Origin of the sequence: Methylobacterium terricola, assembly GCF_006151805.1 — a bacterium.
GTDB classification, from domain to species: Bacteria; Pseudomonadota; Alphaproteobacteria; order Rhizobiales; family Beijerinckiaceae; genus Methylobacterium; species Methylobacterium terricola.
Map to the genome: position 1 here is coordinate 435644 of NZ_VDDA01000002.1, position 26482 is coordinate 462125.

A 26482-nucleotide genomic window follows, 5' to 3' on the forward strand; every position below is an offset into this window, starting at 1 on the left:
CGTGACGCCGGCGGGATCACCGCCTCCGGATCGATCGGAGCCGGCCCCGATTTTTTTGCGGAACCCGCGGAACCGATCCCGCACCGCCCGCGTTGGTAGGGTCTAGAAGGTCACCTAAGCCCCCATCGACCTTCCGCCTCAGAGGCCCGGATTCGTCCGGGCTTTTTCTTTGGCGGAGGCCGGGGAGGCAGGGGGGCGTCAGCCCGCCAGCTTCGCCGCGATGCCGGCGACGTGGCGGCCCTGGAAGCGGGCGCCCTCGAGCTCGACCGCGCTTGGCTGGCGGCTGCCGTCGCCGCCCGCGATGGTCGAGGCGCCGTAGGGCGAGTTGCCCATCACCTCGGTGGTGCCGAGCTGGCCCTGGAAGCTGTAGGGGAGGCCGACCACCACCATGCCCTGATGCAAGAGCACGGTGTGGAAGCTCAGGATCGTCGATTCCTGGCCGCCATGCTGCGAGGCGGTCGAGGTGAAGACCGAGCCGACCTTGCCGATCAGGGCGCCCTTGGCCCACAGGCCGCCGGTCTGGTCGATGAAGTTCTTCATCTGCGACGCCATGTTGCCGTAGCGGGTCGGCGTGCCGAAGATGATCGCGTCGTAGGTCGGCAGCTCGTCGACCGTCGCCACCGGGGCGGCCTGGTCGAGCTTGTAGTGCGAGTTGCGGGCGACCTCCTCCGGCACCAGCTCGGGCACCCGCTTGACCACCACCTCGGCCCCCGTCTCGCGGACACCCTCGGCCACCGCGTAGGCCATCGTCTCGATGTGGCCGTAGGTGGAGTAGTAGAGGACCAGAACCTTCGCCATCGCATGAACTCCCATCGGTCTCGGGGGGACCATCGTCGATCGCGGGCCCGCCGGAAATGGCCTATGCTGCAAGCCCGCGCTTGCAGTCGCGCAAGGATCGGAGTCCGGCATCGTGACCACCGCCCTCGCCTGGGACGATTTCCGGCTGGTGAAGGCCATTTCAGACCAGCGTGGCCTGACGCTGGCCGCCGAGCGGCTCGGCATCAACCACTCCACCGCCTTCCGCCGCCTCGGCCAGATCGAGGCGGCCCTGCGCACGCCGCTCTTCGAGCGCCACCGCACCGGCTACGTGCCGACGCCGGCGGCCGAGGAGATGGCGCGGATCGCCGCCCGGATGGAGGAGGACGTGCTGGCCTTCACCCGGCGGATCGAGAGCGAGGGCCTGAGCCCGGCGGGCGAGTTGCGCGTCACCACCGCGGCCTCGCTGCTCACCGGCCTCCTCACCCCGATCCTCGCTGCGTTCTGCGCCCGCTGCCCGGAGGTGCGCCTCGACGTGGTGGTGTCCGAGCAGGCGCTCAACCTCGCCAAGGGCGATGCCGACGTGGCCTTGCGGGCCACCAACGACCCGCCCGACACGCTGGTGGGGCGGCGCCTCGCGACGATCGCCTGGGCGGTCTATGGCCGGGGCGATCGCGACCCCGACCGGTCCCCGCGCTGGGTCTCGCCGGCCCCCCGCCTCGGGGCGGCCGCAGCGGCGCGTTACGTGCAGGAGCGCAGCCGCCCGGAGCAGGTGGTCCTGCGCCTCGACACGGTGCAGGGCTTGGCGGACGCGGTCGAAGCGGGAATCGGCATCGGCCCCCTGCCCTGCGTCATCGGCGACCGCCGCCCCGGCCTGGTGCGGCTCTCGGGACCGGAGCCGGAACTGGATGCCGGACTCTGGCTCCTGACCCATCCCGACCTGCGCCGGGCCGCCCGGGTGCGGGCCTTCCTCGACTTCGTCGGCGCCGCCATCGCCCGCGAGCGCGACCTCATCGAGGGGCGGGCGCAAGTACAGAGGCAAGTGCAGAGGGTCGCGGATCCCGTCCGGCTTCAGCGGACCGAGACGATCTCGACCTCGTGATCGGCCACCGTGACGGTGTCGCCGGCCTGCTTGCCGGTCAGCGCCCGGGCCAGCGGCGCGACGTAGCCGATCGTGCCCTTGGCCGGGTCGGCCTCGTCCTCGCCGACGATGCGGAAGGTCTGCTCGGTGCCGCCCTCGCGGGCGATGGTCACGGTCGAGCCGAAATGCACGGTGTCGCCGGGGGGCTGCTCGACGACCTGCGCTGAGTTGCGCCGGGCGGTCCAGTAGCGCAGGTCGCGGTTCACCCGCGCCATGTTCGCCTTGTCGTCGGGCGACAGGCCGGCATGCTCGGTGTGCAGCCGGTCGAGTTCCGCGTCGATGAGGGCGAGGCCCTCCGGCGTGACGAAGTTCGGGTGCGGGGAGACGGGACGGTCGGGAAGATCCTCGAAGGCCTCCCCGCCCTCCTTCTCGCGAACGAAGGCGATGCTCATGAAACGGGCAATGCGCGGAGCGTCGCCAAGGTTCCGCGCCGCGCCCGTGCTCAGGCGATCGCCACGCCCGCTCAGGCGATCGTCACGACCGTTCAGGCGATCGTCACGACAGTTCGCCCGCGGGTTCGCCCGGCCAGGATCTCCGGACCGCGCGCGATCACCTCGGCGAGGGGCACGGTGGTGGTCATCGCCGAGAGGGCGGCGGGATCGAGGTCGCGGGCGAGCCGTGCCCAGGCCTCGCGGCGCAAGGCGAGCGGCGCCATCACGCTCTCGATGCCGTAGAGCGCGACCCCGCGCAGGATGAACGGCGCCACCGAGGTCGGCAGGTCCATGCCGCCGGCAAGCCCGCAGGCCGCGACCGCTCCGCCGTACCGGGTCATCGCCAGCGCGTTGGCGAGCGTCGTCGAGCCGACCGCGTCGATCGTGGCGGCCCAGCGCTCCTTGCCCAGCGGCTTGCCCGGGGTGCCGAGCTCTGCCCGGTCGATCACCTCGGCAGCCCCTAAGCCGCGCAGGTACTCCGCTTCGTCCTCGGCCCGTCCGGTCGAGGCGATGACGTGCCAGCCGGCCTTCGCCAGCAGCGAGACCGCCACCGAGCCGACGCCGCCGGCCGCGCCGGTCACCAGGGCGGGGCCGGATTCCGGGGTGAGGCCGTGGCGCTCCAGAGCCAGCAGGGCCAGCATGGCGGTGTAGCCGGCGGTGCCGATCGCCATCGCCTGGTCGGGGGTGAAATTGGCCGGCAACGCCACCAGCCAGTCGCCCTTGACCCGGGATTTCTCCGCGTAGGCGCCGAGATGGGTCTCGCCGGTGCCCCAGCCGTTCAGCACCACGGCGTCGCCGGGCTTCCAGCTCGGGTGGGAGGAGGCCTCGACAACGCCGGCGAAGTCGATGCCCGGGATCATCGGCCAGCGCCGCACCACCGGAGACTTGCCGGTCAGCGCCAGCCCATCCTTGTAGTTGAGGGTGGAGTGGGTGACCCGGACGGTCACGTCTCCGTCCATCAGCTCGGATTCGTCGACATCCTTGAGCGCGACGCGCTGTCCGCCGTCGCCCTTCTCGATCACCACTGCCTTGAAGGTGCCCACGCGCCATCTCCCTGACCGCGCGGCTCGTGCCGCGTTCGCTTCGTGCAGGGTTGTGGAGCGGCCGTCGCACCGCGGCAAGGCCGCGGGACACGTCCATTCGGCGAGGCGGCCCGGACGGGCCCCGGGCCGCTTTCCGGCCTCATCGGACTGGCGCGACGCCACTCCGATGAGGGTGTTGGTCGTGCAAGCGGATCCGCCGCCGACCCGGCGGCCGTTTCGGCGACGGAATCTCAGTAGCCGTCGTAGATGCTGCCGCCGCCGAAGACGAGGCCGGTCCCGGCGCCGACCGCCGCGCCGGCGAGCCCGATGCCCGCTCCCGCGAGGCCGAGGCCCGCGCCGACGATCCCGCCCGGGGCCGGGCCGGCACCGTAGCCGCCGCCATAGCCGCCGCCCGCCGGCACCCAGCCCGAGCGACCGGGCTCGACCAGGACACGGCGCTGATAGGAGGCGTAGGCCGGCGGAATCACCTGCGGCACGACCTGGGCCGGGCGCACCAGCACGCGGCGGGTCTGGGTGGCGTAGCGGGCCGGGATCGTCACCCAGCAGCCGACGGTCTGGCCGTAGGCGTCGACGGAGGTCTGCCACACCCGGCGGGCCGGGGCGACCAGCACCTGCTCGGAGACGGTGTCGTAGACCGGCGGCACGACGTGGCTGACCGTGCGCGGCGGGCGCACCATCACCTGCTCGGACACCGTGCCGTAGACCGGCGGCGTCGAGACGTGGCGGTAGCAATCGGTGGTGCAGCCGTAGCCGCCGGCGAAGGCCGGGGCGGTGGAGACGAGGCCCGCGGCGAGGGCGGCGGCGGCGATGGCACGGGTGACCGGGGCGGTCATGATCGGTGGTCCTCGGGGATGGCGGGGAAGATGTCCGCGCGACGCTCGCCAGCGCCACGCTTGCCCGAGAGAGAAGCCGTTCCGAGGCCCATCAGGCAAGCCGAAAGCCCGAAGAGGGTAAAATTGCCCTCGGGATTTACTACGTATTTCGGTGAATTGCGGAGGGCTTCGCGCAAGCCTGAGAGTCGATCGCTAGGCAGGACTCGGGAACCATCGGATTGTTCGGAGTCGATAGACTACATATGAACCATTGGACGCGATAAGAGCTGTTGATAGCTGGGGGCCGGGCGGAACCGATGCCCGTCCCGGCCCGGTCGCTGACGCGGCAACGCTGAGGGCATCGGTGTGTCCCGAGGGCTGATGATCCTCGCGGGCCGCTTCCCTGTCCCGGACGACGGGAACGATGGGGAAGGCAACCCGGGATCCGGCACAAGCAGCGCCGCGGAGCGGCCCGGCAGGCTTGCCCGTGTCAGGCCGCGGTCGCTTCGCGACGTTTTACAGCGGGATCCGGGATTCCCGTCCGCCGACGCGGCGCTCTTCCGTCGAGAAGGGCGTAACCGACTGCCGATCGACCGCCCCGATACCGTATCGGGATCTGTCGATGATGGTGGCCGTCGTTACGCCGCGGAGCATTGCCCGACCAAGCGGCCGCCGGCCGGGCGACGAACATGCGGCCGTATCGGAGACATGGAGCATCGCCCGAAGCACCCCGATCGGGCGGTGCGTCAGCCGGTCACGTCTGCCCCGGCCGCAGCTGGTAGAAGATGTGACGGCCGATCACGTCCATCTTGCGCAGGCGGCGCGACCAGCGGGGCTTCACGTAATCCGCGTGGTAATGCGTCGCCCCGCCCACATCGGCGAGGTAGGTGCGGCCCTCGACCACCGCGTGGGCAACGCGGGTCGCGGTCTGCCACGAGGCGTCGTCGGTGATGCGCAGGGACTTGCCCTCGCAGGCGAAGGAGAACTGGCAGCCCATGTAGCGGTGGCGGTTCTGGTAGACCACGCCGCAGATATTGGCCGGGTAGAGGCCGCTCTTGGCCCGGTTCAGCACCACCTGGGCGACCGCGGCCTGGCCCTGCTCGGGCTCGCCGCGGGCCTCGAAATACACGGCTTCCGCCAGGCAGCGCTGCTCCTTCTCGGCGTTCTCCGGCGTGATCAGGTCGGCATAGCGGCGCTTCGCATCCTCGCCCGGCAGGGCCTCCGGGGCGATGCGGGCCGCGGTGGTGACGGCGGCGCGGGTGTCGCGGTCGAGGCGCGGCGAGATCTGGCCGCCGGCCGCGATCTCGACCGGGGTCGCGTCGGCCGGGGCCGGCGTCGTCGACGACAGGGCGACGGCGCGCGGCACCGCCGGGGTGCTGCCCTCGCGGCCGATGTCGCGGACCTTGGCGGCGGTCTGGCCGCCGGCGGCGGCCCCGCGGGTCGGCGCCGTGGCGCCGGCCGCCGGCGAGCTCGTGCCGGCTTCGCCCCCGGCTTCCGCGAAGGGCACGAAGCCCTCCTGCGCCTCGGCCTCCGGGTTCCAGGTCGCGGTGCCCGGGGTGAAGGTCGAGGCGATGCTCGGGCCGGTGCTGCCGAGCCAGCCCGCATTCGCGGACGCGGCAGGCGCGGCGCCGGCCACCCGGGCCGGCACCAGGGCGTCGCCCTTGTGGCTGCGTTGCGCCAGCGGCCGGGTGCGGGCATCGGCCTTCAGGTCCGGGCGCAGGGGCTCGGCGTCGAGGGCGAGGCGCAAGGGCCCGGCGAGGCTGAACTGCGAGAGGCTGACCGGCGTGATCAGACCGCGCTCGGGCAGCGGCGGCATCCCGCGCGGCACGAGCCGTGCGACTGCGTTCGAGCCCAGCGAGGTCTCGTAGCCGGCCGACGCCGTGAACGAGACCAGGACGCCGAGGCCGACGGCCCAGGGCGCGACGGCCGCGCCGAGCCAGCGCATCCCCTTCGTCCGCCGCTCCTGCCGTCTGCGCAGGTCCCGCTTGCGCAAGTACCGCCTGGCCAAGGTCCCAACCCCACTCCGCACGAGCCCGCCCGGCCCGCGCGGGACCGAAAACCTGACGGCGAGTGTCGCGGGGTATGGTTGAGCGTTGGTTAAGCCGAGGCGGGGCGGCGCAACCGTCCCGCGAGATCGCCGGCCCGTGGGGCGTAGACCACCGGCAGGGGCGCCGCCACGCCGCGCACCGAGACGGTCTCGATCCGCAGGCCGTCGAGGGCGAGGCCGGCCCGCCGCGCGGCCTCCTCGGAGGCGACGAGCTGCATGTCGGCGGCCTTGGCGAGGGATTCGAGCCGGCTCGCCAGGTTCACCGCCGGGCCGATCACCGACATGCCGCGGCTCGCGCCGTAGCCGAGGCGGCCGAGCACCAGGGGGCCGGCATGCAGCCCCATCGCCATCCGGAGCGCCGCCGGCAGCTCGGCGGCGAGCTGGCGGTTGAGCTCGGTCACCGCGGCGTCGACACGGCCGGCCGCCGCGAAGGCGGCCCGGCAGGCCGGGCCGATCCCGTCCGGATGGGTGAACAGGGCGAGCAGCCCGTCGCCGGCATAGCCGCCGATCCACCCCCCCGCCGCCTCGATCTCGCGCCCCGCCGCCTCGAAGAAGCGGTTGAGGATGAACACCACGTCGAAGGGCAGCTTGCGCTCCGAGAGCGGCGTGAAGCCGCGGATGTCGATGAACAGGATCGCCACCTCGCGCTCGATGCCGGCGACGTCCGTGTTGGCGAGGTGCTCGCCCGCCGAATCGCGGCGCGGGTCGAGGATGCGGATCACCGCCACGTCGCCGGCGGGCTTCGCCTGGCAGGCGAGGCGCACGTTGGCCGGCGCGCCGATCGCCCGCAAGGCCGCCGCCTCCTGGGCGCCCGGCGGCGACAGGTGATCCTCGCCGCTCACCACCAGCACCCGGCAGGTCGAGCAGCGCCCGCGCCCGCCGCAGACCGAGACATGCGGCACCCGGTTCGCCCGGCTGATCTCGAGCAAGGTCGGCCCCTCGAGGCTGCGCACGGTCGGGCCGCCGACATAGGTCACGCCGAAGCGCCGGGCCCGCAAGGACGCGGCCGCCCGGACCAGCACGATGCCGAGGGCGAACGCCACGGCGGCGTAGATCGCCCCCGTCACGGTGTCGCCCCAGGCCGCGACCGTCGCATCGAACGGCGGCACCTGCCAGCGGGCGCCGAGATCCGGCGCCTCGAAGCGGCGCGCCAGCACCAGGTCGCGCTCCATGATCCGGCCCTGCGTGACGATGCCGGCGAGCGCCGCCGCCGGCAGGCCGAAGGCCGGCACCGCAAGGAGCGGCGCCATCCGCCGGTAGAGCGGCGACAGGCGCAGCCAGGCATGCAGGCCGAGGCAGCCGTGCAGCCACACCACCAGCAGCAGGGCGGTCTGGAACCCCATGCCGTCGGGCCAGATGCGGACGATCACGTAAGCGTAGTTGGTCCGTGTCCCGTCGACGAGGTTGGCGATCCGGGTGCCGAGCACGTGCGGCACCAGCAGGAACGGAATCGCGAAGCCGAGGACCGTCTGCATCGCCTCCCAGGGCGGCATCCGCAGGGTTCGGCGCTCGGCGAGCCGCACCAGCGAGAAGGCGACGTGGGCGAGCAGCGCGAGGCCGAGAACGAGGCTGCCGGGCATCGAGCGCGTGACCGCGACCCGCCAGCGGGCCACGTCCATCATCGTGTCGAGGCCGACGAGGCCGAGCGCATGGTTGGCGAAATGCGTGGCCGCGAAGGCGAACAGGACGAGGCCCGAGACCAGCCGCAGGCGCTGGGCGAGCGAGCCGCGCCACAGGCGGGCGCCGGCCTCCGGAGCCGGACCGACGGCGGGAGGCGGCTCGCGCATCAGGGTCTCTCTCAGGGCGGCCTGCGCTGACAACGATGTCCGCACGCCTGCGCACGAATGTTAGGCGCTCCCCCTCCCCTTGTGGGGAGGGGGAGCGCTCCACCGTCAAGACCCGCGCGGTTACGCCTCGCCGCGGCCCTTGACCTTCAGCGCCGCCTGCGCGGCAGCGAGACGCGCGATCGGCACGCGGAAGGGCGAGCACGACACGTAGTCGAGGCCGGTCTCCTGGCAGAAGGCGATCGAGGCCGGGTCGCCGCCATGCTCGCCGCAGATGCCGAGCTTCAGCTTGTCCCGCACCGCCCGGCCGCGCTCGGCGGCGAGCCGCACGAGTTCACCGACGCCCTCCTGGTCGATCGACACGAACGGGTCGGAGGCCAGGATGCCGCGCTGCGTGTACGGGCCGAGGAAGCGGCCGGCATCGTCGCGGCTGATGCCGAGCGTGGTCTGGGTCAGGTCGTTGGTGCCGAAGGAGAAGAACTCCGCCGTCTGGGCGATGTCGCCGGCTCGCAGAGCGGCGCGGGGCAGCTCGATCATCGTGCCGACCTGGTACTCGACCGTGGTGCCGGTCTCCGAGGCCACGGCCTTCGCCATGGCGTCGATGCGCTCCTTCACCAGGTCGAACTCGGTGCGGGTGAAGACCAGCGGCACCATCACCTCGGCGATGATCGGCGTGCCGGTCTGCTTGGCGGCCTCGACGGCGGCCTCGAAGATCGCCCGGGCCTGCATCTCGGCGATCTCCGGGTAGAGGATCGCGAGCCGGCAGCCGCGGAAACCGAGCATCGGGTTGAACTCGTGCAGCTCGTTCATCCGGCGCCGCACCTTGTCCTCCTGGACGCCGGTGGCGGCCGCGACCTCACCGATCTCCTTGTCGGAATGGGGCAGGAACTCGTGCAGCGGCGGGTCGAGGAGCCGGATCGTCACCGGCAGGCCCGACATGATGGTGAACAGCTCGACGAAGTCCTGGCGCTGGTACGGCAGGAGCTTGGCGAGCGCCGCACGGCGGCCCTCGGCGTCGTCGGCCAGGATCATCTCGCGCATCGCGACGATGCGCTCCTCCTGGAAGAACATGTGCTCGGTGCGGCACAGGCCGATCCCTTCCGCGCCGTACTTGCGGGCGGTGCGGGCGTCGAGCGGGGTCTCGGCGTTGGTGCGGACCTTCATGGTGCGCACGGCATCCGCCCATTCCATCAGCGCCGCGAAGTCGCCGGACAGCTCGGGCTCGATCATCTCGACCGAACCCTGCATCACCTGGCCGTTCGAGCCGTCGATGGTGATGCGGTCGCCGGCCTTCAGCGTCACGCCGCCGACCGACAGGGTGCGGGCGGCGTAATCGACCCGGATCTGGCCGGCGCCGGAGACGCAGGGCTTGCCCATGCCGCGGGCGACCACCGCCGCGTGCGAGGTCATGCCGCCGCGGGTGGTCAGGATGCCTTCCGCGGCGTGCATGCCGTGGATGTCCTCCGGCGAGGTCTCGATGCGGACCAGGATGACCTTGCGCTCGGCCTTCTTGGCGGCCTCGGCCTCCTCGGAGTTGAACACGATCTCGCCCGACGCCGCGCCCGGCGAGGCCGGCAGGCCGGTGGCGATGACCTTGCGCTCGGCCTTCGGGTCGATGGTCGGGTGCAGCAGCTGGTCGAGGGAGGCCGGCTCGACGCGGCCGACCGCCTCCTGGTGGGTGATCAGGCCCTCCGCCGCCAGCTCGACGGCGATGCGGAGCGCGGCCTTCGCCGTGCGCTTGCCGTTGCGGGTCTGCAGCATCCAGAGCTTCCCGGTCTCGACCGTGAACTCCAGGTCCTGCATGTCGCGGTAATGGTGCTCGAGCATCCCGTAGATGCGCACGAGTTCCGCGTAGGCCTCCGGCATCGCCTTTTCCATCGACGGCTTGTCGGAGCCGGATTCGATGCGGGCGACCTCGGTGATGTCCTGCGGCGTGCGGATGCCCGCCACCACGTCCTCGCCCTGCGCGTTGATCAGGAACTCGCCGTAGAGTGCCTTCTCGCCGGTGGAGGGGTTGCGGGTGAAGGCGACGCCGGTCGCCGAGGTCTCGCCCATGTTGCCGAAGACCATGGCCTGGACGTTGACCGCGGTGCCCCAGCTCGCCGGGATCGCGTGCAGCTCGCGGTACTTGTTGGCGCGCGGGTTCATCCACGAGCCGAACACCGCGCCGATCGCGCCCCAGAGCTGGGCCTGCGGGTCCTGCGGGAAGTCCTGGCCGAGCTCGCGCCTCACCAGCGCCTTGTACTCGCCGATCAGGTGCTTCCAGTCGGCGGCGCCGAGCTCGGTGTCGAGGGTCAGGCCCTTCTCGTCCTTGTAGCGCTCCAGCACCTCCTCGAAGGAGTGGTGCTCCACGCCGAGCACCACGTTCGAGTACATGGTGATGAAGCGGCGGTAGCTGTCATAAGCGAAGCGATCGTCGCCGGCGCCGCGGGCCAGGGCCTCGACCGTGGTGTCGTTGAGGCCGAGATTGAGCACCGTGTCCATCATGCCGGGCATCGAGGCCCGGGCGCCGGAGCGCACCGACACGAGGAGCGGCGCTTCGGCATCGCCGAAGCGGCGGCCGGTCAGCTTGCCGACGGCCTCCAGGGCGCCCGCGACCTCGCTTTCCAGCTCCGGCGGGTATTGCCGGCCATGGTCGTAGTAGTAGGTGCAGACCTCGGTCGTGATGGTGAAGCCCGGGGGCACGGGGAGACCGAGATTCGACATCTCGGCGAGGTTCGCGCCCTTGCCGCCGAGCAGGTCGCGCATCGCCGACTTGCCCTCGGCCTTGCCGTCGCCGAAGGTGTAGACCCACTTCGCCATATCGCTCGTCCGTTCGTAGCGGCTGCCGCCTGACATTCCCGCCGGGTTGGACCATTCCCCGGCCCAACGCAAGCTGAACGGGAATGCCGTCCAAAAGTCTTAGGTGCGTGGTATTTTGGGGGCCTCGGATCCCAGAGCCCGGACGCGGCACCAGATGTAGCGCCCGGCGGGCCGCCGGCGACCGGGTCAGGCGAGCTGGACGATGAGCCCGTTCTGGATCGTCACCCGCCGGTCCATGCGGGCGGCGAGATCCAGGTTGTGGGTCGCGATCAAGGCCGCCACCCCCGAGGCCCGCACCAGCGAGACCAGGATCGCGAAGACGTGACCGGCGGTCTGCGGGTCGAGGTTGCCGGTCGGCTCGTCGGCGAGAAGCAGCCGCGGACCGTTGGCGAGCGCCCGGGCGATGGCGACGCGTTGCTGCTCGCCGCCCGACAGCTCCGCCGGCCGATGGCTCAGGCGATCCTTGAGGCCGAGGAACGACAGGAGCTCGCCGGCCCGCGAACGCGCCTCACCGGCCGACAGGCCGCGGATGAGCTGGGGCAGCACCACGTTCTCCAGCGCCGAGAACTCGGGCAGCAGGTGGTGCGACTGGTAGACGAAGCCCATCTCCTCGCGCCGCATCCGGGTGCGGGCGGCATCGTCCATCCGGGCGCTCGGCTGGCCGCCGATATAGACCTCGCCGGCGTCGGGCCGCTCGAGCAGGCCGGCGACGTGGAGCAGGGTCGACTTGCCGGTGCCGGACGGCGCCACCAGCGCCACGATCTCGCCGGGCCAGATCGCGAGGTCGGCGCCGCGCAGGATCTCGAGATGGCCGGCACCTTGGGCGTAGCGACGCTCGACCTGGGCGAGGAAGAGCGCCGGGACCGGCTGCTGCGGGGTGGCATCCATCGGTGTCAGGCGCCCCTCGCGGGACTGCGCGAAGCGGGCTTTGAGGAGGGGACGTGCAGCGGCATCCGGACGGTACTCGGGTACGGGGTCGGGCGGGAGACGCCCGAGGGATCAGCCGTAGCGCAGGGCCTGCACCGGGTCGAGCCGGGCGGCGCGCCAGGACGGGTACAGCGTGGCGAGCAGCGACAGCACTATCGACATCGCGACGACGGCGACGACCTCGCTCGCGTTGGTCTCGGACGGGATCTCCGACAGGAACCGCACGGTCGGGTCCCAGGCACCGGGAAACAGCGTGCGCTGGATCACCGTGAGGTTCGCCGAGAACACCAGCCCGAGGACGAAGCCGGCGAGCGTGCCGAGGATGCCGATCGAGGCGCCGGTGATCAGGAACACCCGCATGATCGCCCCCCGCGTCGCCCCCATGGTGCGTAGGATCGCGATGTCGCTCGACTTGTCCTTCACCAGCATGATCAGGCCGGAGACGATGTTGAGCGCCGCCACCAGCACGATCAGCGTGAGGATGATGAACATCACGTTGCGCTCGACCTCGAGGGCGGAGAAGAAGGTGCGGTTGCGCTGGCGCCAGTCGGTGATCAGCACCGGGCGCTCGGCCGCAAGCTCCAGCTCTCCCCGCGCCTCCCCGACCGAATCGGCGTTGTCGAGGAAGATCTCGATCACCGAGACGTCGCCGTCGCGGTTGAAGAAGGCCTGCGCCTCGGTGAGCGGCATGTACACGAAGGTGCCGTCGAACTCGGACATGCCGACCTCGAACACCGCGGCCACGTTGTAGCTCTTGATCCGCGGCGCGGTGCCGAACGGCGTCGTCGCGCCCTTCGGCGTGGCGAGCGTGATGGTGTCGCCGGCCTGGAGGCCGAGGGATTCGGCGAGCCGCTTGCCGATGGCGACGCCGCCGCCGCCGTCGAAATTCTCCAGCGTGCCGCCCCGGATGGTGCCCGCGACCGACGGGATCTTCTTCAGGTCCTCGGCCCGCACGCCGCGCACCAGCACGCCCGAGCCGCCGAATTGCGACGAGGCGAAGGCCTGGCCCTCGACCATCGGCAAGGCGAGATGGACGCCCGCCACCTTGCCGAGCCGGTCCGACAGGTCGGCGAAGTCGGTCAGCGGCCGGTCGATCGGGGCGACGAAGATGTGGCCGTTGATGCCGACGATCTTGCTGAGCAGCTCCTTGCGGAAGCCGTTCATCACCGAGAGCACGATGATGAGGGTGGCGACCCCCAGCATGATCCCGAGGAACGAGAACAGGGCGATGACCGAGACGAAGCCCTCTTTCCGCCGGGTGCGCAGGTAGCGCCCGGCGATCGTCCACTCGAACGGCGCGAACGGCAGGGTGCCGCCCCCGCTCTGGGTCCGCCCGCCGAATTTCGGCAGGCGCTCGCGGATGGCGGCGAGGGCCATCGGGTCAGGCCGTCCGGTTCTGGCGCAGGAACGCCGGCACCGCGTCGGGAGCGACGGTCTCCCGGGCGCCGGTGGCGCGGCGCTTCACCTCGACCTTGCCCTCGGCCAGGCCCTTCGGGCCGACGATGACCTGCCAGGGCAGGCCGATCAGGTCGGCGGTGGCGAACTTTCCGCCCGGGCGCTCGTCGCGGTCGTCGTAGAGCACGGTCAGGCCGGCGGCCTCCAGCTCGCCCTGGAGCTTGGCGCAGGCCGCGTCCGTGCCGGCATCGCCGACCTTGAGGTTGAGGAGCGCGACGTCGAACGGCGCCACGGCGTCCGGCCATACGATGCCGGATTCGTCGTGGCCGGCCTCGATGATCGCCGCCACCAGCCGGCTCGGGCCGATGCCGTACGAGCCCATATGGACCGGGCGCTCCTGCCCGTCCGGTCCGGTGACCTTCGCGCCCATCGGCTCCGAGTACTTGGTGCCGAAATAGAAGATGTGGCCGACCTCGATCCCGCGGGCCGCCATCTGCTCCGGGTGCGGCACCTCGGCGAAGGCGGCGGCGTCGTGCATCTCGGAGGTGGCGGCGTAGCGCGAGGTCCAGTGGTCGACGGTCGCCTGGAGGCCCGCGACATCGTCGAAATCGGTCGTCGCGTCGGGGGTCGCGAAGTCGAGATAGGCGCGGTCGCAGAAGACCTCGCTCTCGCCGGTCTGGGCCAGGATGATGAATTCGTGGCTGAGGTCGCCGCCGATCGGCCCGGTCTCGGCCCGCATCGGGATCGCCTTGAGGCCGAGCCGCGCGAAGGTGCGCAGGTAGGCCACGAACATCTTGTTGTAGGAGTGCCGGGCGCTCGCCTGGTCGAGGTCGAACGAGTAGGCGTCCTTCATCAGGAACTCGCGCGAGCGCATGGTGCCGAAGCGCGGCCGCACCTCGTCGCGGAACTTCCACTGGATGTGGTAGAGGTTCTTCGGCAGGTCCTTGTAGGAGCGCACCGCCGAGCGGAAGATCGCCGTGATCATCTCCTCGTTGGTCGGCCCGAACAGCATGTCGCGCTCGTGCCGGTCCTTGATGCGCAGCATCTCCTTGCCATAGGCGTCGTAGCGGCCCGACTCGCGCCACAGCTCGGCCGACTGGATCGTCGGCATCAGCAGCTCGATCGCGCCGGAGCGGTCCTGCTCGGCCCGGATGATGTCGGCGACGCGGTTGAGCACCCGCAGGCCCAGCGGCAGCCAGGCATAGATGCCGGCGGATTCCTGGCGGATCATGCCGGCGCGCAGCATCAGCCGGTGCGAGACGATCTCGGCTTCCTTGGGCGTCTCGCGCAGGATGGGCAGGAAATAGCGGCTGAGACGCATGTCGGACCTTGGCGTGGCAGGCGGTGGCGTAGCGCGGGGCAGGGCCCCGCCGGGGGCGACCCCGGGGAACGCCCTTTTGCACGCTTCCGGCCCCGTTCGCAAAACATGAAACGCGCAGGTCCCGTGCCGCTCGGGCGGCTGCGAGCGCGCCCGCTGCGGGGCGGAGCAGAAAAATGCGCCGGCCATGCAAAAAAACGCATCAACCTGCTCAAAGCCACGTGACAATGCGAATTCTTATTCCTATAAGCGGCATCGCGATGATGCGCAGGCAGGCCGAACGGCGCCGCGCAAGGTCCGAGTCTCGGGAGGAAAAGCCAGCTTCAACGCCCTAACGGGTGAACAACAGATCATAAGCTGGTCAAAACATTCAGAAAGCTAATAAGCAAGGCTTCCGAGCCTTGCTTTTTTATTTTGGACTTCCGGTATCGCGTGCCGTGCGGCAGTCATGCAGGCGGCCGAGCCCCGCTACAGGCCGGCAAGGGGAAACGCCGCCACGGCGACGATGAACACCACGTCCGAGACGAGCGTGGTCCATACGGCCTTGCGGCGCATCTGCGGCTTGTGCGGCGCGCCGAGATCCTGCCCCGGCACCACGACCTCGGTCCCGTCGGGCGCGGCCCGGAACGGCAGCACCGCGAACAGCACGATCCACCATACCACGAAATACAATGCGCCCGCCCCCAAGCCGCTGAGGCGGAAGCCCCAGACCGCCAGTGCCAGCACCGGCAGCATCAGCAGGACGCACACGGCGAGGGTGCGGGGGATCGACGCGGTGGCGCGCGCGAGGAGGGCGTCCACGCTCACGCCTGCTCCAGCTCGACCAGGGTGCCGAGGAAGTCCTTCGGGTGCATGAACAGCACCGGCTTGCCGTGGGCACCGATCTTCGGCTCGCCCGAGCCGAGGATGCGGGCGCCTTGCGCCTTCATCCGGTCGCGGGCCGCCAGGATGTCGTCGACCTCGTAGCAGACGTGATGGATGCCGCCGCCCGGGTTACGCTCCAGGAAGGCGTTGATCGGCGAATCGACGCCGAGCGGCGCCAGCAGCTCGATCTTGCTGTTGGGGAGTTCGACGAAGATGACCGTGACGCCGTGCTCGGGCTGCGGCAGCGGCGCCGACAGCGTCGCCCCGAGGGTGTCGCGATAGACCTTGGCTGCCGCGTCGAGATCCTTCACCGCGATGGCGACGTGGTTGAGCCTGCCGATCATGGGGGTGTTCCTCCGGTGGTCGTTCGGGACGGTCGATATCGTGCGGCGCTGACCGATTCTCTGCGGCCTGGACCCTACTTCAAGTCGGGCGCCGGAGCCCTCCCCCGCAGAGGGGGGGAGGGTTCCGGCGTCGTCCTCAGGAGCGTCCGCTGGGGACGCCCGCCACCCTCACACCTCCACGACCATCACGTGGCAGGCCGGCTTCTTGCCCCAGACCTCGTTCACCGCCGAGCGGATCGACCGGTCGACGGCGTTCTCGACCGCCTCGGAATCGCGCCGCTTGACCCGCGACAGGCCGTTGATCGTCCGCTCCACGGCGTCGCCGATCACGTCGATGATCACCTCGCCCTTGCGGCCGTAGCTCGGCAGGCCCATCAGGTCGATCGAGGGCTCGCCCTTGACCTCGCCGTTCTTGTCGAGCGCGATCGCCACCGAGACGATGCCCGTGAAGGCGAGCTTGCGCCGCTCCGGGATCGCGCGGTCGTTCGAATCGACCAGGACGTTGCCGTCCTTGAAGATCCGGCCGCTCTTGACGTGGGTGACGATCTCCGGCTCGCCGGGCGCCAGCCGGATCAGGGTGCCGTTGCGGGCCTTGACCACCTGATCGACGCCCTGCTTGCGGGCGAAGGTCGCGTGCTCGGCGAGATGCAGCGCCTCGCCGTGGACCGGCACCGCGATCTTCGGCTTGGTCCAGCGGTACATCGCCGCCATCTCGTCGCGGCGCGGGTGGCCGGAGACGTGGACGAGCTCGGTGCGGTCGGTGATGACCTGGATGCCGGCCTCGATCAGGTCGTTGATGATCGCGCCGACCGCCCGCTCGTTGCCGGGAATGGCGCGCGAGGAGAAGATCACCCGGTCGCCGGGCGAGAGCGCGATCTCCGGGTGCTCGTCGCGCGAGACCCGGGCCAGCGCCGCCCGCGCCTCGCCCTGCGAGCCGGTGAGGAGCGCCACCACCTTCTCGCGCGGCAGGTAGCCGTAGGCCTCGGCGCCGCGGATCTCCGGCAGACCGTCGAGGTAGCCGCATTCGCGGGCGACGTCGATCACCCGGTCCATGGCGCGGCCGACCGCCACCACGTCGCGGCCGCAGGCCTGGGCGGCGAGGCAGACGGCGCGCATGCGCGCGACGTTCGACGCGAAGGTCGTCACCGCGACCCGGTGCGGCGAGTTGCGGATCAGCTCGGCGAGGTGCGCGGCGACCTCCGACTCGCTCGGCGAGCGGCCCTCGCGGGTGACGTTGGTCGAATCGCAGACCAGCGCCAGCACGCCCTCCTCGCCCAGCCGCGTGAAGGTCTCCTCGGAGGTCGAGTTGCCGGCCACCGGCGTGTCGTCGAGCTTCCAGTCGCCGGTATGGAGCACCAGGCCGAGCGGCGTGCGGATCGCCAGCGCGTTCGCCTCGGGGATCGAGTGCGCGACCGGCACGTACTCGATCGAGAACGGGCCGAGATCGAGGCGGCCGTCGGCCGGCACCTCGCGCATGTCGACCTTGGGCGCGCCCGGCTCGCCGAGGCGGCGCGCCTCGATCAGGTTCTTGGTGAAGCGGGTGGCGTAGATCGGCACCTTGAGCTTCGGCCACATCTCGCCGATGGCGCCGATATGGTCCTCGTGGCCGTGGGTGATCAGGATGCCGAGCAGGTTCTCACGCTGCTCCTCGGCGAAGCTGAGGTCCGGATACATCAGGTCGACGCCCGGCAAATGTTCCTCGCTGGCGAAGCCCATGCCGAGATCGACCATGATCCACTTGCGCGCCTTCGGCGGCCCGAAGCCGTAGAGGCCGGCATTCATGCCGATCTCGCCCACCCCGCCGAGGGGCACGAAGATCAGCTCATCTCCCTTGTTGGACATCGTTTTCCATCACTGCATGGACCGCCGTCGCGGTCCCACTCGAGGAACGGCCTCGTCTGCCGTCACGGTCACGGCGCCGTCATGTCTCATCCGCGGCCGGAAACGGCCGCGCGGCGGCGGCGCCCGGGGGCGCCCCGCCGCATCATTTCGCATTGTCCGGGGATGCGCCGTCGCCGCTCCGGGCGCCGTGTCGCCTCCCCGTCACGCCGCCGTGGCGGCCGCCCCGAAATGCACCTCGCCGGCCGAGACCGCGACGCGGCCGCCCTCGGCCAGGCGGACGACCAGCCGGCCGCCCTCGTCGATGGTCTCGAAGGTCCCGGCCTCGGTTCGCCCGCCGGTCTGGACCCGGACCGGCCCGCCGAGGCCCGCCGCGGCGGACAGCCAGGCGTCGCGGATCCGCGCGAAGCCGCGCCCTTCGTCCCACAGCCGCTCGGCCTCGACCCAGGACGCGGTGAGCAGGCGGAACAGCCCGGGCGCGTCGACGGCGTAGCCGGCTTCGGCGAGCGAGGTCGCCGCGTAGGGCAGCCCCTCCGGCGCCCCGGCGACGTTGATGCCGATCCCGACCGTCACGACGGCGCCCTGCCCCGGCAGGGTCTCCATCTCGAGCAGGATACCGACGAGCTTGGCGCCGCCGAGGAGCACGTCGTTCGGCCATTTGAGCCGGAAATCCGGAGCGGCGCCAGCGGTTCCCGGGCCGCAGGCCCGGCGGAGCGCCCGCTCCACGGCGACGCCGGCGACGAAGCCGAGCGTCGCGACCCGGTCGGGTGCGAGGCCCGCCGGAACCGGCCAGAGCAGGCTCGCCGCGTGGTTGCCGGGAATCCAGCTCCAGCCCTTGCCGCGCCGGCCGCGGCCGCCGGTCTGTTCGCGGGCGACGACCCAGAGCGGCCCGGGCTCGCCGGCCCGGGCGCAGTCGAGGGCCTGCGTGCTCGTCGAGCCGAGGCTGTCATGGACCTCGATACGGTGTCCCGCGGCCGTGGCCGCGGGGTCGAGCACGAAGGTCATGCGCTAGAACAGCGACTTCGCGGCGGTTCCGGCAATCCCGACCAGCGGCGCCGGCATCAGCCAGAACAGCAGAACCACCACGCTCGACAGGCCGAGCACGATCCGCAGGCCCGGGCCCATCGGCTCATAGGATTCCGCCGGCTCGTCGAAGTACATCACCTTGACGAGCCGCAGGTAGTAGTAGGCGCCGACCACGCTGGTCACCACGCCGATCACCGCCAGGGTGACCAGGTTCGCCTTGATGGCCGCGGCGAAGACGTAGAACTTGGCGAAGAAGCCGGCGAGCGGCGGGATGCCGGCGAGCGAGAACATCATCATGGCGAGCAGGAACGCGACCCAGGGGTGGGTGCGCGACAGGCCCGACAGGTCGTCGATGGTCTCGTACATCTGGCGGCCGCGGCGCAGCGACAGGATCACCGCGAAGGCGCCGAGGGTCATGGCGAGGTAGATCGCCATGTAGATCACGACGCCGCGCACCCCCTCCTGCGTGCCGGCGGCGAGCCCGATGAGCGCGTAGCCGACATTGGCGATCGAGGAATACGCCATCAGGCGCTTGAGGCTGCGCTGGCCGATCGCCGCGAAGGAGCCGAGCGCCATCGAGGCGATCGACACGAACACGATGATCTGCTGCCATTCCGGCGTCACGACCGGGAAGGCGCCGATGAAGACGCGCACGGCCATCGCCATGGCGGCCATCTTGGGCGCCGAGGCGAAGAAGGCGGTGACCGGGGTCGGCGCGCCCTCGTAGACGTCCGGCGTCCACATGTGGAACGGCACGGCGGCGAGCTTGAACGATACGCCGGCGGCGACGAACACGATGCCGAGGATCACGCCGAAGCCCGAGCCCTCGCGGAGCGCCGTGACGATGTGCGGGAACGAGACCGTGCCGGTGAAGCCGTAGACCAGCGAGGCGCCGTAGAGCAGCATGCCGGACGAGAGCGCGCCGAGCACGAAGTACTTGAGGCCGGCCTCGGTCGAGCGAAGGTTGTCGCGGTGGAACGAGGCGATCACGTAGGCCGCGAGGCTCTGCAGCTCCAGGCCCATGTACAGCGCGATCAGATCGTTGGCCGAGGCCATGATCATCATGCCGATCGTCGAGAGGACGATCAGGATCGGGTACTCGAACCGGGCGATCCGCTCGCGCTCGAAATGCTCCTTGGCGAGCAGGATCGCGGCGGCCGAGCCGATCAGGGTCAGCGCCTTCATGATCCGGGCGAACCCGTCGACGATGAAGGAGCCGTTGAAGGTGGTCACCTTCGTGGCGAAAGGCTGGCTGACCACGGCGAACAGGGCCAGGATCAGCAGGATCAGGGCGCCGACGCTGACGCCATCGGTGGAGCGCTCGCCCTTGAACGCACCGTAGAGGATCAGCACCAGGACGCCGACCGACAGGATCAGCTCCGGCAGGGCGGGCCCGATGGCGGGCAGGACGATCTGAGCGGCGTTCATCGCGAAAAACTCAGTGCGGGACCGGCAGAGCCGCGGCGGCGGTCTGGGTCGTGGAGAGGGCGGCCCGCATGCCTTGCATCAGCGCGTCGGTCGAGGGCGCGAAGACGTCGAGGATCGGTCCGGGATGGACGCCGTAGTAGATCGTCAGCACCACGAGCGGCGCGAGGATCAGCATCTCGCGGCGGTCGAGGTCGGTGATCCCCTGCAGGCTCGGCTTCTCGAGCTTGCCGTAGACCACCCGGGCGAACAGCCACAGGGCGTAGGCCGCCGACAGGATGATGCCGAAGACCGAGAAGAACGACACCATCGGGTTGGCCCGGAAGGCGCCCAGCATCGCCAGGAACTCGCCGACGAAGCCCGAGGTGCCCGGCAGGCCGACATTGGCCATGGTGAACACCATCATGGCGACGGCGTAGAGCGGCATCCGCTTCACCAGGCCGCCATAGGCCGAGATCTCGCGGGTGTGCATCCGGTCGTAGATCACGCCGACGCAGAGGAACAGCGCGCCCGAGACGATGCCGTGGGAGATCATCAGGAACAGGGCGCCCTGGATGCCCTGCTCGTTCATCGTGAACAGGCCGAGCGTCACGAAGCCCATATGCGCCACCGACGAGTAGGCGATGAGCTTCTTGATGTCGGTCTGCACCAGCGCGACCAGCGAGGTGTAGATGATCGCCACGACCGACAGCGTGTAGACCATCGGGGCGAAATAGTGCGAGGCGTCCGGGAACATCGGCAGCGAGACCCGGATGAAGCCGTAGCCGCCCATCTTCAGCAGGATGCCCGCCAGGATGACCGAGCCGGCGGTCGGCGCCTCGACGTGGGCGTCGGGGAGCCAGGTATGGACCGGCCACATCGGCATCTTCACCGCGAAGGAGGCGAAGAAGGCGAGCCAGAGCCAGATCTGCATGTTCGCCGGGAAGCGGGTCTGCAGCAGGGTCGGGATGTCGGTCGTGCCGGCCTGCCAGTACATCGCCATGATGGCGAGCAGCATCAGCACCGAGCCGAGCAGGGTGTAGAGGAAGAACTTGAACGACGCGTAGATCCGGCGCTTGCCGCCCCAGATGCCGATGATCAGGAACATCGGGATCAGGCCGGCCTCGAAGAACAGGTAGAACAGCACCAGGTCGAGGGCGCAGAACACGCCGATCATCGTGGTCTCGAGGACCAGGAACGCGACGAAGTACTCCTTCACCCGGTGCTCGATCGAGAGCCAGGAGGCGCCGATGCAGAACGGCATCAGGAAGGTGGTGAGCAGCACCAGCGGCATCGAGAAGCCGTCGACGCCGAGCTTGAACCGGATCGTGTCGGTCAGCCAGGCATGGGTCTCGACGAGCTGGAACTGCGCCGTGGTGGCGTCGTAGCGGCCCCAGGCGACCAGGGACAATAGGAAGGTGGCGAGGGTGGCGATGAGCGCCGCCCAGCGGGCGTTGCGCCGGACCGAGTCGTCGTCGCCGCGGAGCGTCAGGATGAACGCGGCGCCGACGAGGGGCACGATGAGGAGGCCGGAGAGGATCCCGAGGCCGAGCATGATTCTCTGTTCTCCGGTCAGGTCAGTGGGTGGCCGCGGAGACGCCGGTAATCAGGTACCAGCTCACCAGGGCGGCGACGCCGACCAGCATCACGAAGGCGTAGTGGTAGACGTAGCCGGTCTGGAGACGGACCACGCCGCGGGTGATGTCGACGACGCGGGCGGCGATGCCGTTCGGACCCATCCCGTCGATGATGCGGCCGTCGCCGACCTTCCACAGGAACTCGCCGAAGCCCTTGGCCGGGCGGACGAAGATCCGGTCGTAGATCTCGTCGAAGTACCACTTGTTGAGTAGGAAACGGTACAGCAGCGGCTGGCTCGTCGCGAGCTGGTGCGGCAGTTCCGGCCGGCGAATGTACATCCAGAAAGCGAGCAGGAAGCCCAGCACCAGCATCACGAAGGGCGAGTGCTGCACCCAGGCCGGCGCATTGTGGATGTCGTGCATGATGTGGTTGTCGGGCCCGTGCGCCAGCGCGCCCTTCCAGAACTCGTCCATGCCCTCGCCGATGAAGCGGTTCTTGAACACCATCCCGGCGAAGATCGCGCCCAGCGCCAGCACCGCCAGCGGGATGGTCATCACCCGCGGGCTCTCGTGCGGGGTGTGGGCGTGATGGTCGTGGTGCTCGATCGCCGAATGCGAGGCCGGCTCGACGTCGTGACCCTTGTCGTCGTGGGCAACGCCCTCGTGGTGGCCGGGAGCGCCGTCGGCGATGGCCGAGGACGCATGAGCCGGGGAAGCGTGAGCCGAGGCATGGGCCACCGCGTGATGGGCGTCGGCGTGGTGGTCGTCATGCCCATGGCCATGGGCGTTCTGCCAGCGGGCCCGGCCCTCGAAGGTCATGAAGAACAGGCGCCAGGAGTAGAACGAGGTGAAGAAGGCCGCGATGACGGTCGCCAGGAAGGCCAGCACGTGGCCAGGCCGGGTCGACATGTAGGCCGCCTCGATGATGGCGTCCTTCGAGTAGAAGCCGGCGGTGAACGGGAAGCCGATCAGCGCCAGGGTTCCGATCGCCATCATGGCCGTCGTGAAGGGGATGTAGCGGCGCAGCGCCCCCATGTTCCGCATGTCCTGCTCGTGGTGCATCGCGTGGATGACCGAGCCGGCGCCGAGGAACAGCAGCGCCTTGAAGAAGGCGTGGGTGAAGAGGTGGAACACGCCCGCCGCGTAGGCGCCGACGCCGAGCGCGACGAACATGTAGCCGAGCTGCGAGCAGGTCGAGTAGGCGATGACGCGCTTGATGTCGTTCTGGACGAGGCCGACGGTGGCGGCGAAGAAGGCCGTGATGCCGCCGATCACCGTGACCACGATCAAGGCGTTGGGCGCCGCGTCGAAGAGCGGCGACAGGCGGGCGACCATGAACACGCCGGCGGTCACCATGGTGGCGGCGTGGATCAGCGCCGAGACCGGGGTCGGGCCCTCCATCGCGTCCGGCAGCCAGGTGTGCAGCAGGAACTGCGCCGACTTGCCCATCGCGCCCATGAACAACAGCAGGCAGCAGATGGTGAGCGCGTTCCAGTCGTAGCCGAGCAGATGGAACGTCGCGTCCTTGAGCTCCGGCACCTTCGGGAAGATGGCGTCGAAGGACACCGCGCCGAACAGCACGAAGCAGAGGAAGATGCCGAGGGAGAAGCCGAAATCGCCAACGCGGTTGACGATGAACGCCTTCATCGCCGCGGCGTTGGCCGAGGGCTTCTCGTACCAGAAGCCGATCAGCAGGTAGGAGGCGAGGCCGACGCCCTCCCAGCCAAAGAACATCTGGACGAGGTTGTCCGACGTCACCAGCATCAGCATGGCGAAGGTGAACAGCGACAGGTAGGCGAAGAACCGCGGCCGGTGCGGGTCCTCGTGCATGTAGCCCATCGAGTAGAGGTGGACGAGCGCCGAGACGCTGTTGACCACGACCAGCATCACCGCGGTGAGCGTGTCGGCCCGGAAGGCCCAGTCGATGGTCAGGCCGCCGGCGGTGAACCACGTCGCGACGTGGTGCGTCGTGGCGCCGTGGCCGTGCCTGCCGGTCACCTCGAAGAACGCGATCCACGACAGGAGCGCCACGAAGACGAGGATGCCGGTGGTCACCACCTCGCTGGCCCGCGGGCCGATGCGGCGCCCGAACATGCCGGCGATGAGGAAGCCGATCAGGGGCAGGAAGACGATCGCGTGGTACATGCTCGGGGTCCGGCCTCGCGTGATGCCGCTGCGGCGCTGGTTCTGGGGAAAGGGCGTAAGGGCGCTGAGGCCGCGTCAGCCCTTCATCATGTTGACGTCCTCGACGGCGATCGACCCGCGGTTGCGGAAGAACACCACCAGGATGGCGAGGCCGATCGCGGCCTCCGCGGCGGCGACCGTCAGCACGAACAGGGCGAAGACCTGGCCGACGATGTCGCCGAGATGGGTCGAGAACGCCACCAGGTTGATGTTCACCGCGAGCAGGATCAGCTCGACCGACATCAGGATGACGATGATGTTCTTGCGGTTGATGAAGATGCCGAGCACCCCGAGGGTGAACAGGATCGCGGCGACCGTCAGGTAATGGCTCAAACCGATCATCGTGCCTCTCGACCGCGGGCGGCCGCCTTCGTGTCGCGAGGCTCAAAGGCGCCCCGCCGTTCTTGCCATCAGCATTGCGGGATCCGCGGATCCCGCACGAACTCGCGTCGGACCTCGCGGCCGATCAGACCTCGACACCCTGGCCGGTCGGCACGTGGCGGACCTCGACGGCATCGGCCTGGGTGCGGGCGTTCTGGATCGCGATGTCCTGGCGCTTCACGCCCGGCCGGTCGCGCAGGGTCAGCACGATCGCGCCGATCATCGCGACCAGCAGGATCAGGCCGGCGACCTGGAAGAAGAAAAAGTAGTTGGTGTAGAGAACGAGACCGAGGGCCTGCGTGTTGGTGACGGTGTCGCCGCCCGGCGCCACCGCCAGCGGACCGTGGACCAGGCCGGGATCGATCGCCCAGGAGCCGACGACGAGGAGCAGCTCGACGAGGAACACCGCCCCGATCAGCCCGCCGACCGGCAGGTAGTCCTGGAAGCCCTGGCGCATCGCCGCGAAATCGACGTCGAGCATCATCACGACGAAGAGGAACAGCACCGCGACGGCGCCGACATAGACCACGACCAGGATCATGGCCAGGAACTCCGCCCCCATCAGCACGAACAGCCCGGCGGCGTTCACGAAGGCGAGGATGAGGAAGAGCACCGAGGTGACGGGGTTGCGCGAGGCGATCACCATGAAGCCGGAGGCGACGGTGATCGCGGCGAACAGATAGAAGAAGGCGGCGGCTGCGGTCATGCGCTGAATTCATGCCGCCTGGCGGCGGCCTCCTGCCCGACCCCCGGAGCGTGCCGGCGGCTCGTCTATAGAACCCGCTCCCGCGGCGCACAACCGGGGAGCGGCGAATGTCTCGTCGGTTTTGCCGGGGAGAGCGCCGCGCCCTCCCCGGCTGGCGGCCCTAGCGGTACGGAGCGTCGGCCGCGATGTTGCGGGCGATCTCGCGCTCCCAACGGTCGCCGTTCTCCAGGAGCTTGGCCTTGTCGTAGAGGAGCTCCTCGCGGGTCTCCACCGAGAACTCGAAATTCGGCCCCTCGACGATGGCGTCCACCGGGCAAGCCTCCTGGCACATGCCGCAATAGATGCACTTCACCATGTCGATGTCGTAGCGCGTGGTGCGGCGGGTGCCGTCGTTGCGGCGCGGGCCGGCCTCGATGGTGATGGCCTGCGCCGGGCACACCGCCTCGCACAGCTTGCAGGCGATGCAGCGCTCTTCCCCGTTGGGGTAGCGCCGCAGGGCGTGCTCGCCGCGGAAGCGCGGGCCGCGATGGCCCATCTCGAAGGGATAGTTGATCGTCGCCTTGGGCTTGAAGAAGTAGCGCATCGCCAGGGCGAACCCGGTGACGAACTCCTTCAACAGCAGGCCGCGGGCGACCTGGTCGAGCTTCATGGCTCGTTCTCCGACGGTTGGGTTCAGGAGACCGGCGCGAGGCCGGTCAGCTTCAGGACGAAGGCGACGACGAAGACCATGACCAGCGAGAGCGGAAGGAACACCTTCCAACCCAGCCGCATGAGCTGGTCGTAGCGGTAGCGCGGCACCATGGCCTTCACCATGGCGATCATGAAGAACAGGAAGCTGGCCTTGAGCGCGAACCAGATCAGGCCCGGCACCCAGGTGAAGGGCGCGAACGGGATCGGCGAGAGCCAGCCGCCCAGGAACAGGATCGTGCCGAGCGCGCACATCGTGACGATGGCGACGTACTCGCCGAGCATGAACAGCAGGTACGGGGTGGAGGAGTATTCCACCATGTAGCCGGCGACGAGCTCGGATTCGGCCTCGGGCAGATCGAAGGGCGGGCGGTTCGTCTCGGCGAGGGCCGAGATGAAGAACACCACGAACATCGGGAACAGCCAGAGCCAGTACCAGCCGAGGATGCCGAGCGAGGTGTCCTGCGCCCGGACGATCTGCGACAGGTTGAGCGAGCCGGCGCACATCAGCACCGTGATGATCACGAAGCCGAGCGAGACCTCGTAGGACACCATCTGCGCCGCCGACCGGAGCGCGCCGAGGAAGGCGTATTTCGAGTTCGAGGCCCAGCCGCCCATGATGACGCCGTAGACGCCGAGCGACGAGATCGCGAAGATGTAGGTCATGCCGACATTGATGTCGGCGATGGCCCAGCCGTCGGCCAGCGGGATCACCGCCCAGGCGGCGAGCGCCAGGGTGGCGAAGATCAGCGGCGCCAGGAGGAACAGGCTCTTGTTGGCGCCCGCCGGGATCACCGGCTCCTTCAGCACGAACTTCAGCAGGTCGGCGAAGGACTGGAACAGGCCCCAGGGCCCGACGACGTTCGGGCCGCGGCGCAGCTGCACCGCCGCCCAGATCTTGCGGTCGGCGAGCAGCGCGTAGGCGATGAAGACGAGCAGTGCCACGAGGAGCACGACGCTCTTCAGCGCGACGAGGAGGACGGTGCCGAGCACCTCCCAGACGGTCATTGGTCG

22 protein-coding genes are annotated in these 26482 nt (G+C 69.9%); 1 reads left to right on the forward strand and 21 read right to left on the reverse strand.

The features are described 5' to 3' along the window. Positions 1–198: 198 nt before the first annotated feature. Positions 199–798: an NAD(P)H:quinone oxidoreductase gene (gene wrbA, locus FF100_RS06370; protein ID WP_139034711.1), complete on the reverse strand. Its 600-nt coding sequence runs from the start codon at positions 796–798 to the stop codon at positions 199–201. A gap of 112 nt (positions 799–910) precedes the next feature. Between wrbA and FF100_RS06375 the strand changes: the two genes are divergently transcribed. Next, positions 911–1858, forward strand: a complete 948-nt coding sequence (locus tag FF100_RS06375) for a LysR family transcriptional regulator (RefSeq protein ID WP_139034712.1) — start codon at positions 911–913, stop codon at positions 1856–1858. Here the strand turns inward: FF100_RS06375 and greA are convergent. From greA to nuoH, 20 genes are all read right to left on the reverse strand, one after another. Further along, a complete protein-coding gene (gene greA / locus FF100_RS06380) occupies positions 1828–2289 on the reverse strand; it encodes a transcription elongation factor GreA (protein ID WP_139034713.1) in 462 nt (153 codons plus the stop codon). The two genes, FF100_RS06375 and greA, sit on opposite strands and share 31 nt — an antisense overlap. A gap of 92 nt (positions 2290–2381) precedes the next feature. Then, a complete protein-coding gene (gene acuI / locus FF100_RS06385) occupies positions 2382–3371 on the reverse strand; it encodes an acrylyl-CoA reductase (NADPH) (RefSeq protein ID WP_139034714.1) in 990 nt (329 codons plus the stop codon). A gap of 230 nt (positions 3372–3601) precedes the next feature. Beyond that, positions 3602–4204, reverse strand: coding sequence for a hypothetical protein (locus tag FF100_RS06390; RefSeq protein ID WP_139034715.1), 603 nt, complete (start codon positions 4202–4204; stop codon positions 3602–3604). Positions 4205–4937: 733 nt separating this feature from the next. Beyond that, on the reverse strand, positions 4938–6128 hold the full coding sequence (locus FF100_RS06395; protein ID WP_139034716.1) for a cell wall hydrolase: 1191 nt from the start codon (positions 6126–6128) through the stop codon (positions 4938–4940). Positions 6129–6280: 152 nt separating this feature from the next. Then, a complete protein-coding gene (locus FF100_RS06400; protein WP_139034717.1) occupies positions 6281–8017 on the reverse strand; it encodes an adenylate/guanylate cyclase domain-containing protein in 1737 nt (578 codons plus the stop codon). A gap of 120 nt (positions 8018–8137) precedes the next feature. Further along, positions 8138–10816 (reverse strand): pyruvate, phosphate dikinase, encoded by a 2679-nt coding sequence (gene ppdK / locus FF100_RS06405; RefSeq protein WP_139034718.1) that lies wholly within the window; start codon positions 10814–10816, stop codon positions 8138–8140. 186 nt (positions 10817–11002) lie between these two features. After that, the gene (locus FF100_RS06410; protein WP_139034719.1) at positions 11003–11704 is read right to left on the reverse strand and encodes an ABC transporter ATP-binding protein; all 702 of its coding nucleotides are present in this window, start codon (positions 11702–11704) and stop codon (positions 11003–11005) included. Positions 11705–11815: 111 nt separating this feature from the next. Further along, positions 11816–13120, reverse strand: coding sequence for a lipoprotein-releasing ABC transporter permease subunit (locus FF100_RS06415; protein WP_139034720.1), 1305 nt, complete (start codon positions 13118–13120; stop codon positions 11816–11818). A gap of 4 nt (positions 13121–13124) precedes the next feature. After that, positions 13125–14459 carry a proline--tRNA ligase gene (gene proS, locus FF100_RS06420; RefSeq protein WP_139034721.1) on the reverse strand — a complete coding sequence of 445 codons (1335 nt, stop codon included), beginning with the start codon at positions 14457–14459 and terminating at the stop codon, positions 13125–13127. 465 nt (positions 14460–14924) lie between these two features. Then, positions 14925–15263, reverse strand: coding sequence for a DUF1467 family protein (locus FF100_RS06425; RefSeq protein ID WP_246101941.1), 339 nt, complete (start codon positions 15261–15263; stop codon positions 14925–14927). Continuing rightward, a complete protein-coding gene (gene mce, locus FF100_RS06430; protein WP_139034722.1) occupies positions 15260–15664 on the reverse strand; it encodes a methylmalonyl-CoA epimerase in 405 nt (134 codons plus the stop codon). The genes FF100_RS06425 and mce overlap by 4 nt, the downstream gene beginning before the upstream one ends. Before the next feature lie 168 nt (positions 15665–15832). Then, the gene (locus FF100_RS06435) at positions 15833–17506 is read right to left on the reverse strand and encodes a ribonuclease J (RefSeq protein ID WP_139034723.1); all 1674 of its coding nucleotides are present in this window, start codon (positions 17504–17506) and stop codon (positions 15833–15835) included. 201 nt (positions 17507–17707) lie between these two features. After that, positions 17708–18508, reverse strand: a complete 801-nt coding sequence (locus FF100_RS06440; protein ID WP_139034724.1) for a biotin--[acetyl-CoA-carboxylase] ligase — start codon at positions 18506–18508, stop codon at positions 17708–17710. A 3-nt stretch (positions 18509–18511) separates the two neighbouring features. After that, a complete protein-coding gene (gene nuoN / locus FF100_RS06445; RefSeq protein ID WP_139034725.1) occupies positions 18512–19957 on the reverse strand; it encodes an NADH-quinone oxidoreductase subunit NuoN in 1446 nt (481 codons plus the stop codon). A 10-nt stretch (positions 19958–19967) separates the two neighbouring features. Then, a complete protein-coding gene (locus FF100_RS06450; RefSeq protein WP_139034726.1) occupies positions 19968–21488 on the reverse strand; it encodes an NADH-quinone oxidoreductase subunit M in 1521 nt (506 codons plus the stop codon). Positions 21489–21510: 22 nt separating this feature from the next. Beyond that, entirely contained in the window at positions 21511–23655 is a 2145-nt protein-coding gene (gene nuoL, locus FF100_RS06455; RefSeq protein WP_139034727.1) for an NADH-quinone oxidoreductase subunit L, read from the reverse strand. Positions 23656–23730: 75 nt separating this feature from the next. After that, on the reverse strand, positions 23731–24036 hold the full coding sequence (nuoK, locus tag FF100_RS06460) for an NADH-quinone oxidoreductase subunit NuoK (RefSeq protein ID WP_048425446.1): 306 nt from the start codon (positions 24034–24036) through the stop codon (positions 23731–23733). Positions 24037–24160: 124 nt separating this feature from the next. After that, positions 24161–24781 carry an NADH-quinone oxidoreductase subunit J gene (locus FF100_RS06465; protein WP_139034728.1) on the reverse strand — a complete coding sequence of 207 codons (621 nt, stop codon included), beginning with the start codon at positions 24779–24781 and terminating at the stop codon, positions 24161–24163. Positions 24782–24941: 160 nt separating this feature from the next. Continuing rightward, positions 24942–25430 carry an NADH-quinone oxidoreductase subunit NuoI gene (gene nuoI / locus FF100_RS06470; RefSeq protein ID WP_048431985.1) on the reverse strand — a complete coding sequence of 163 codons (489 nt, stop codon included), beginning with the start codon at positions 25428–25430 and terminating at the stop codon, positions 24942–24944. A gap of 23 nt (positions 25431–25453) precedes the next feature. After that, positions 25454–26476 carry an NADH-quinone oxidoreductase subunit NuoH gene (nuoH, locus tag FF100_RS06475; protein WP_109959551.1) on the reverse strand — a complete coding sequence of 341 codons (1023 nt, stop codon included), beginning with the start codon at positions 26474–26476 and terminating at the stop codon, positions 25454–25456. Positions 26477–26482 lie beyond the last annotated feature (6 nt).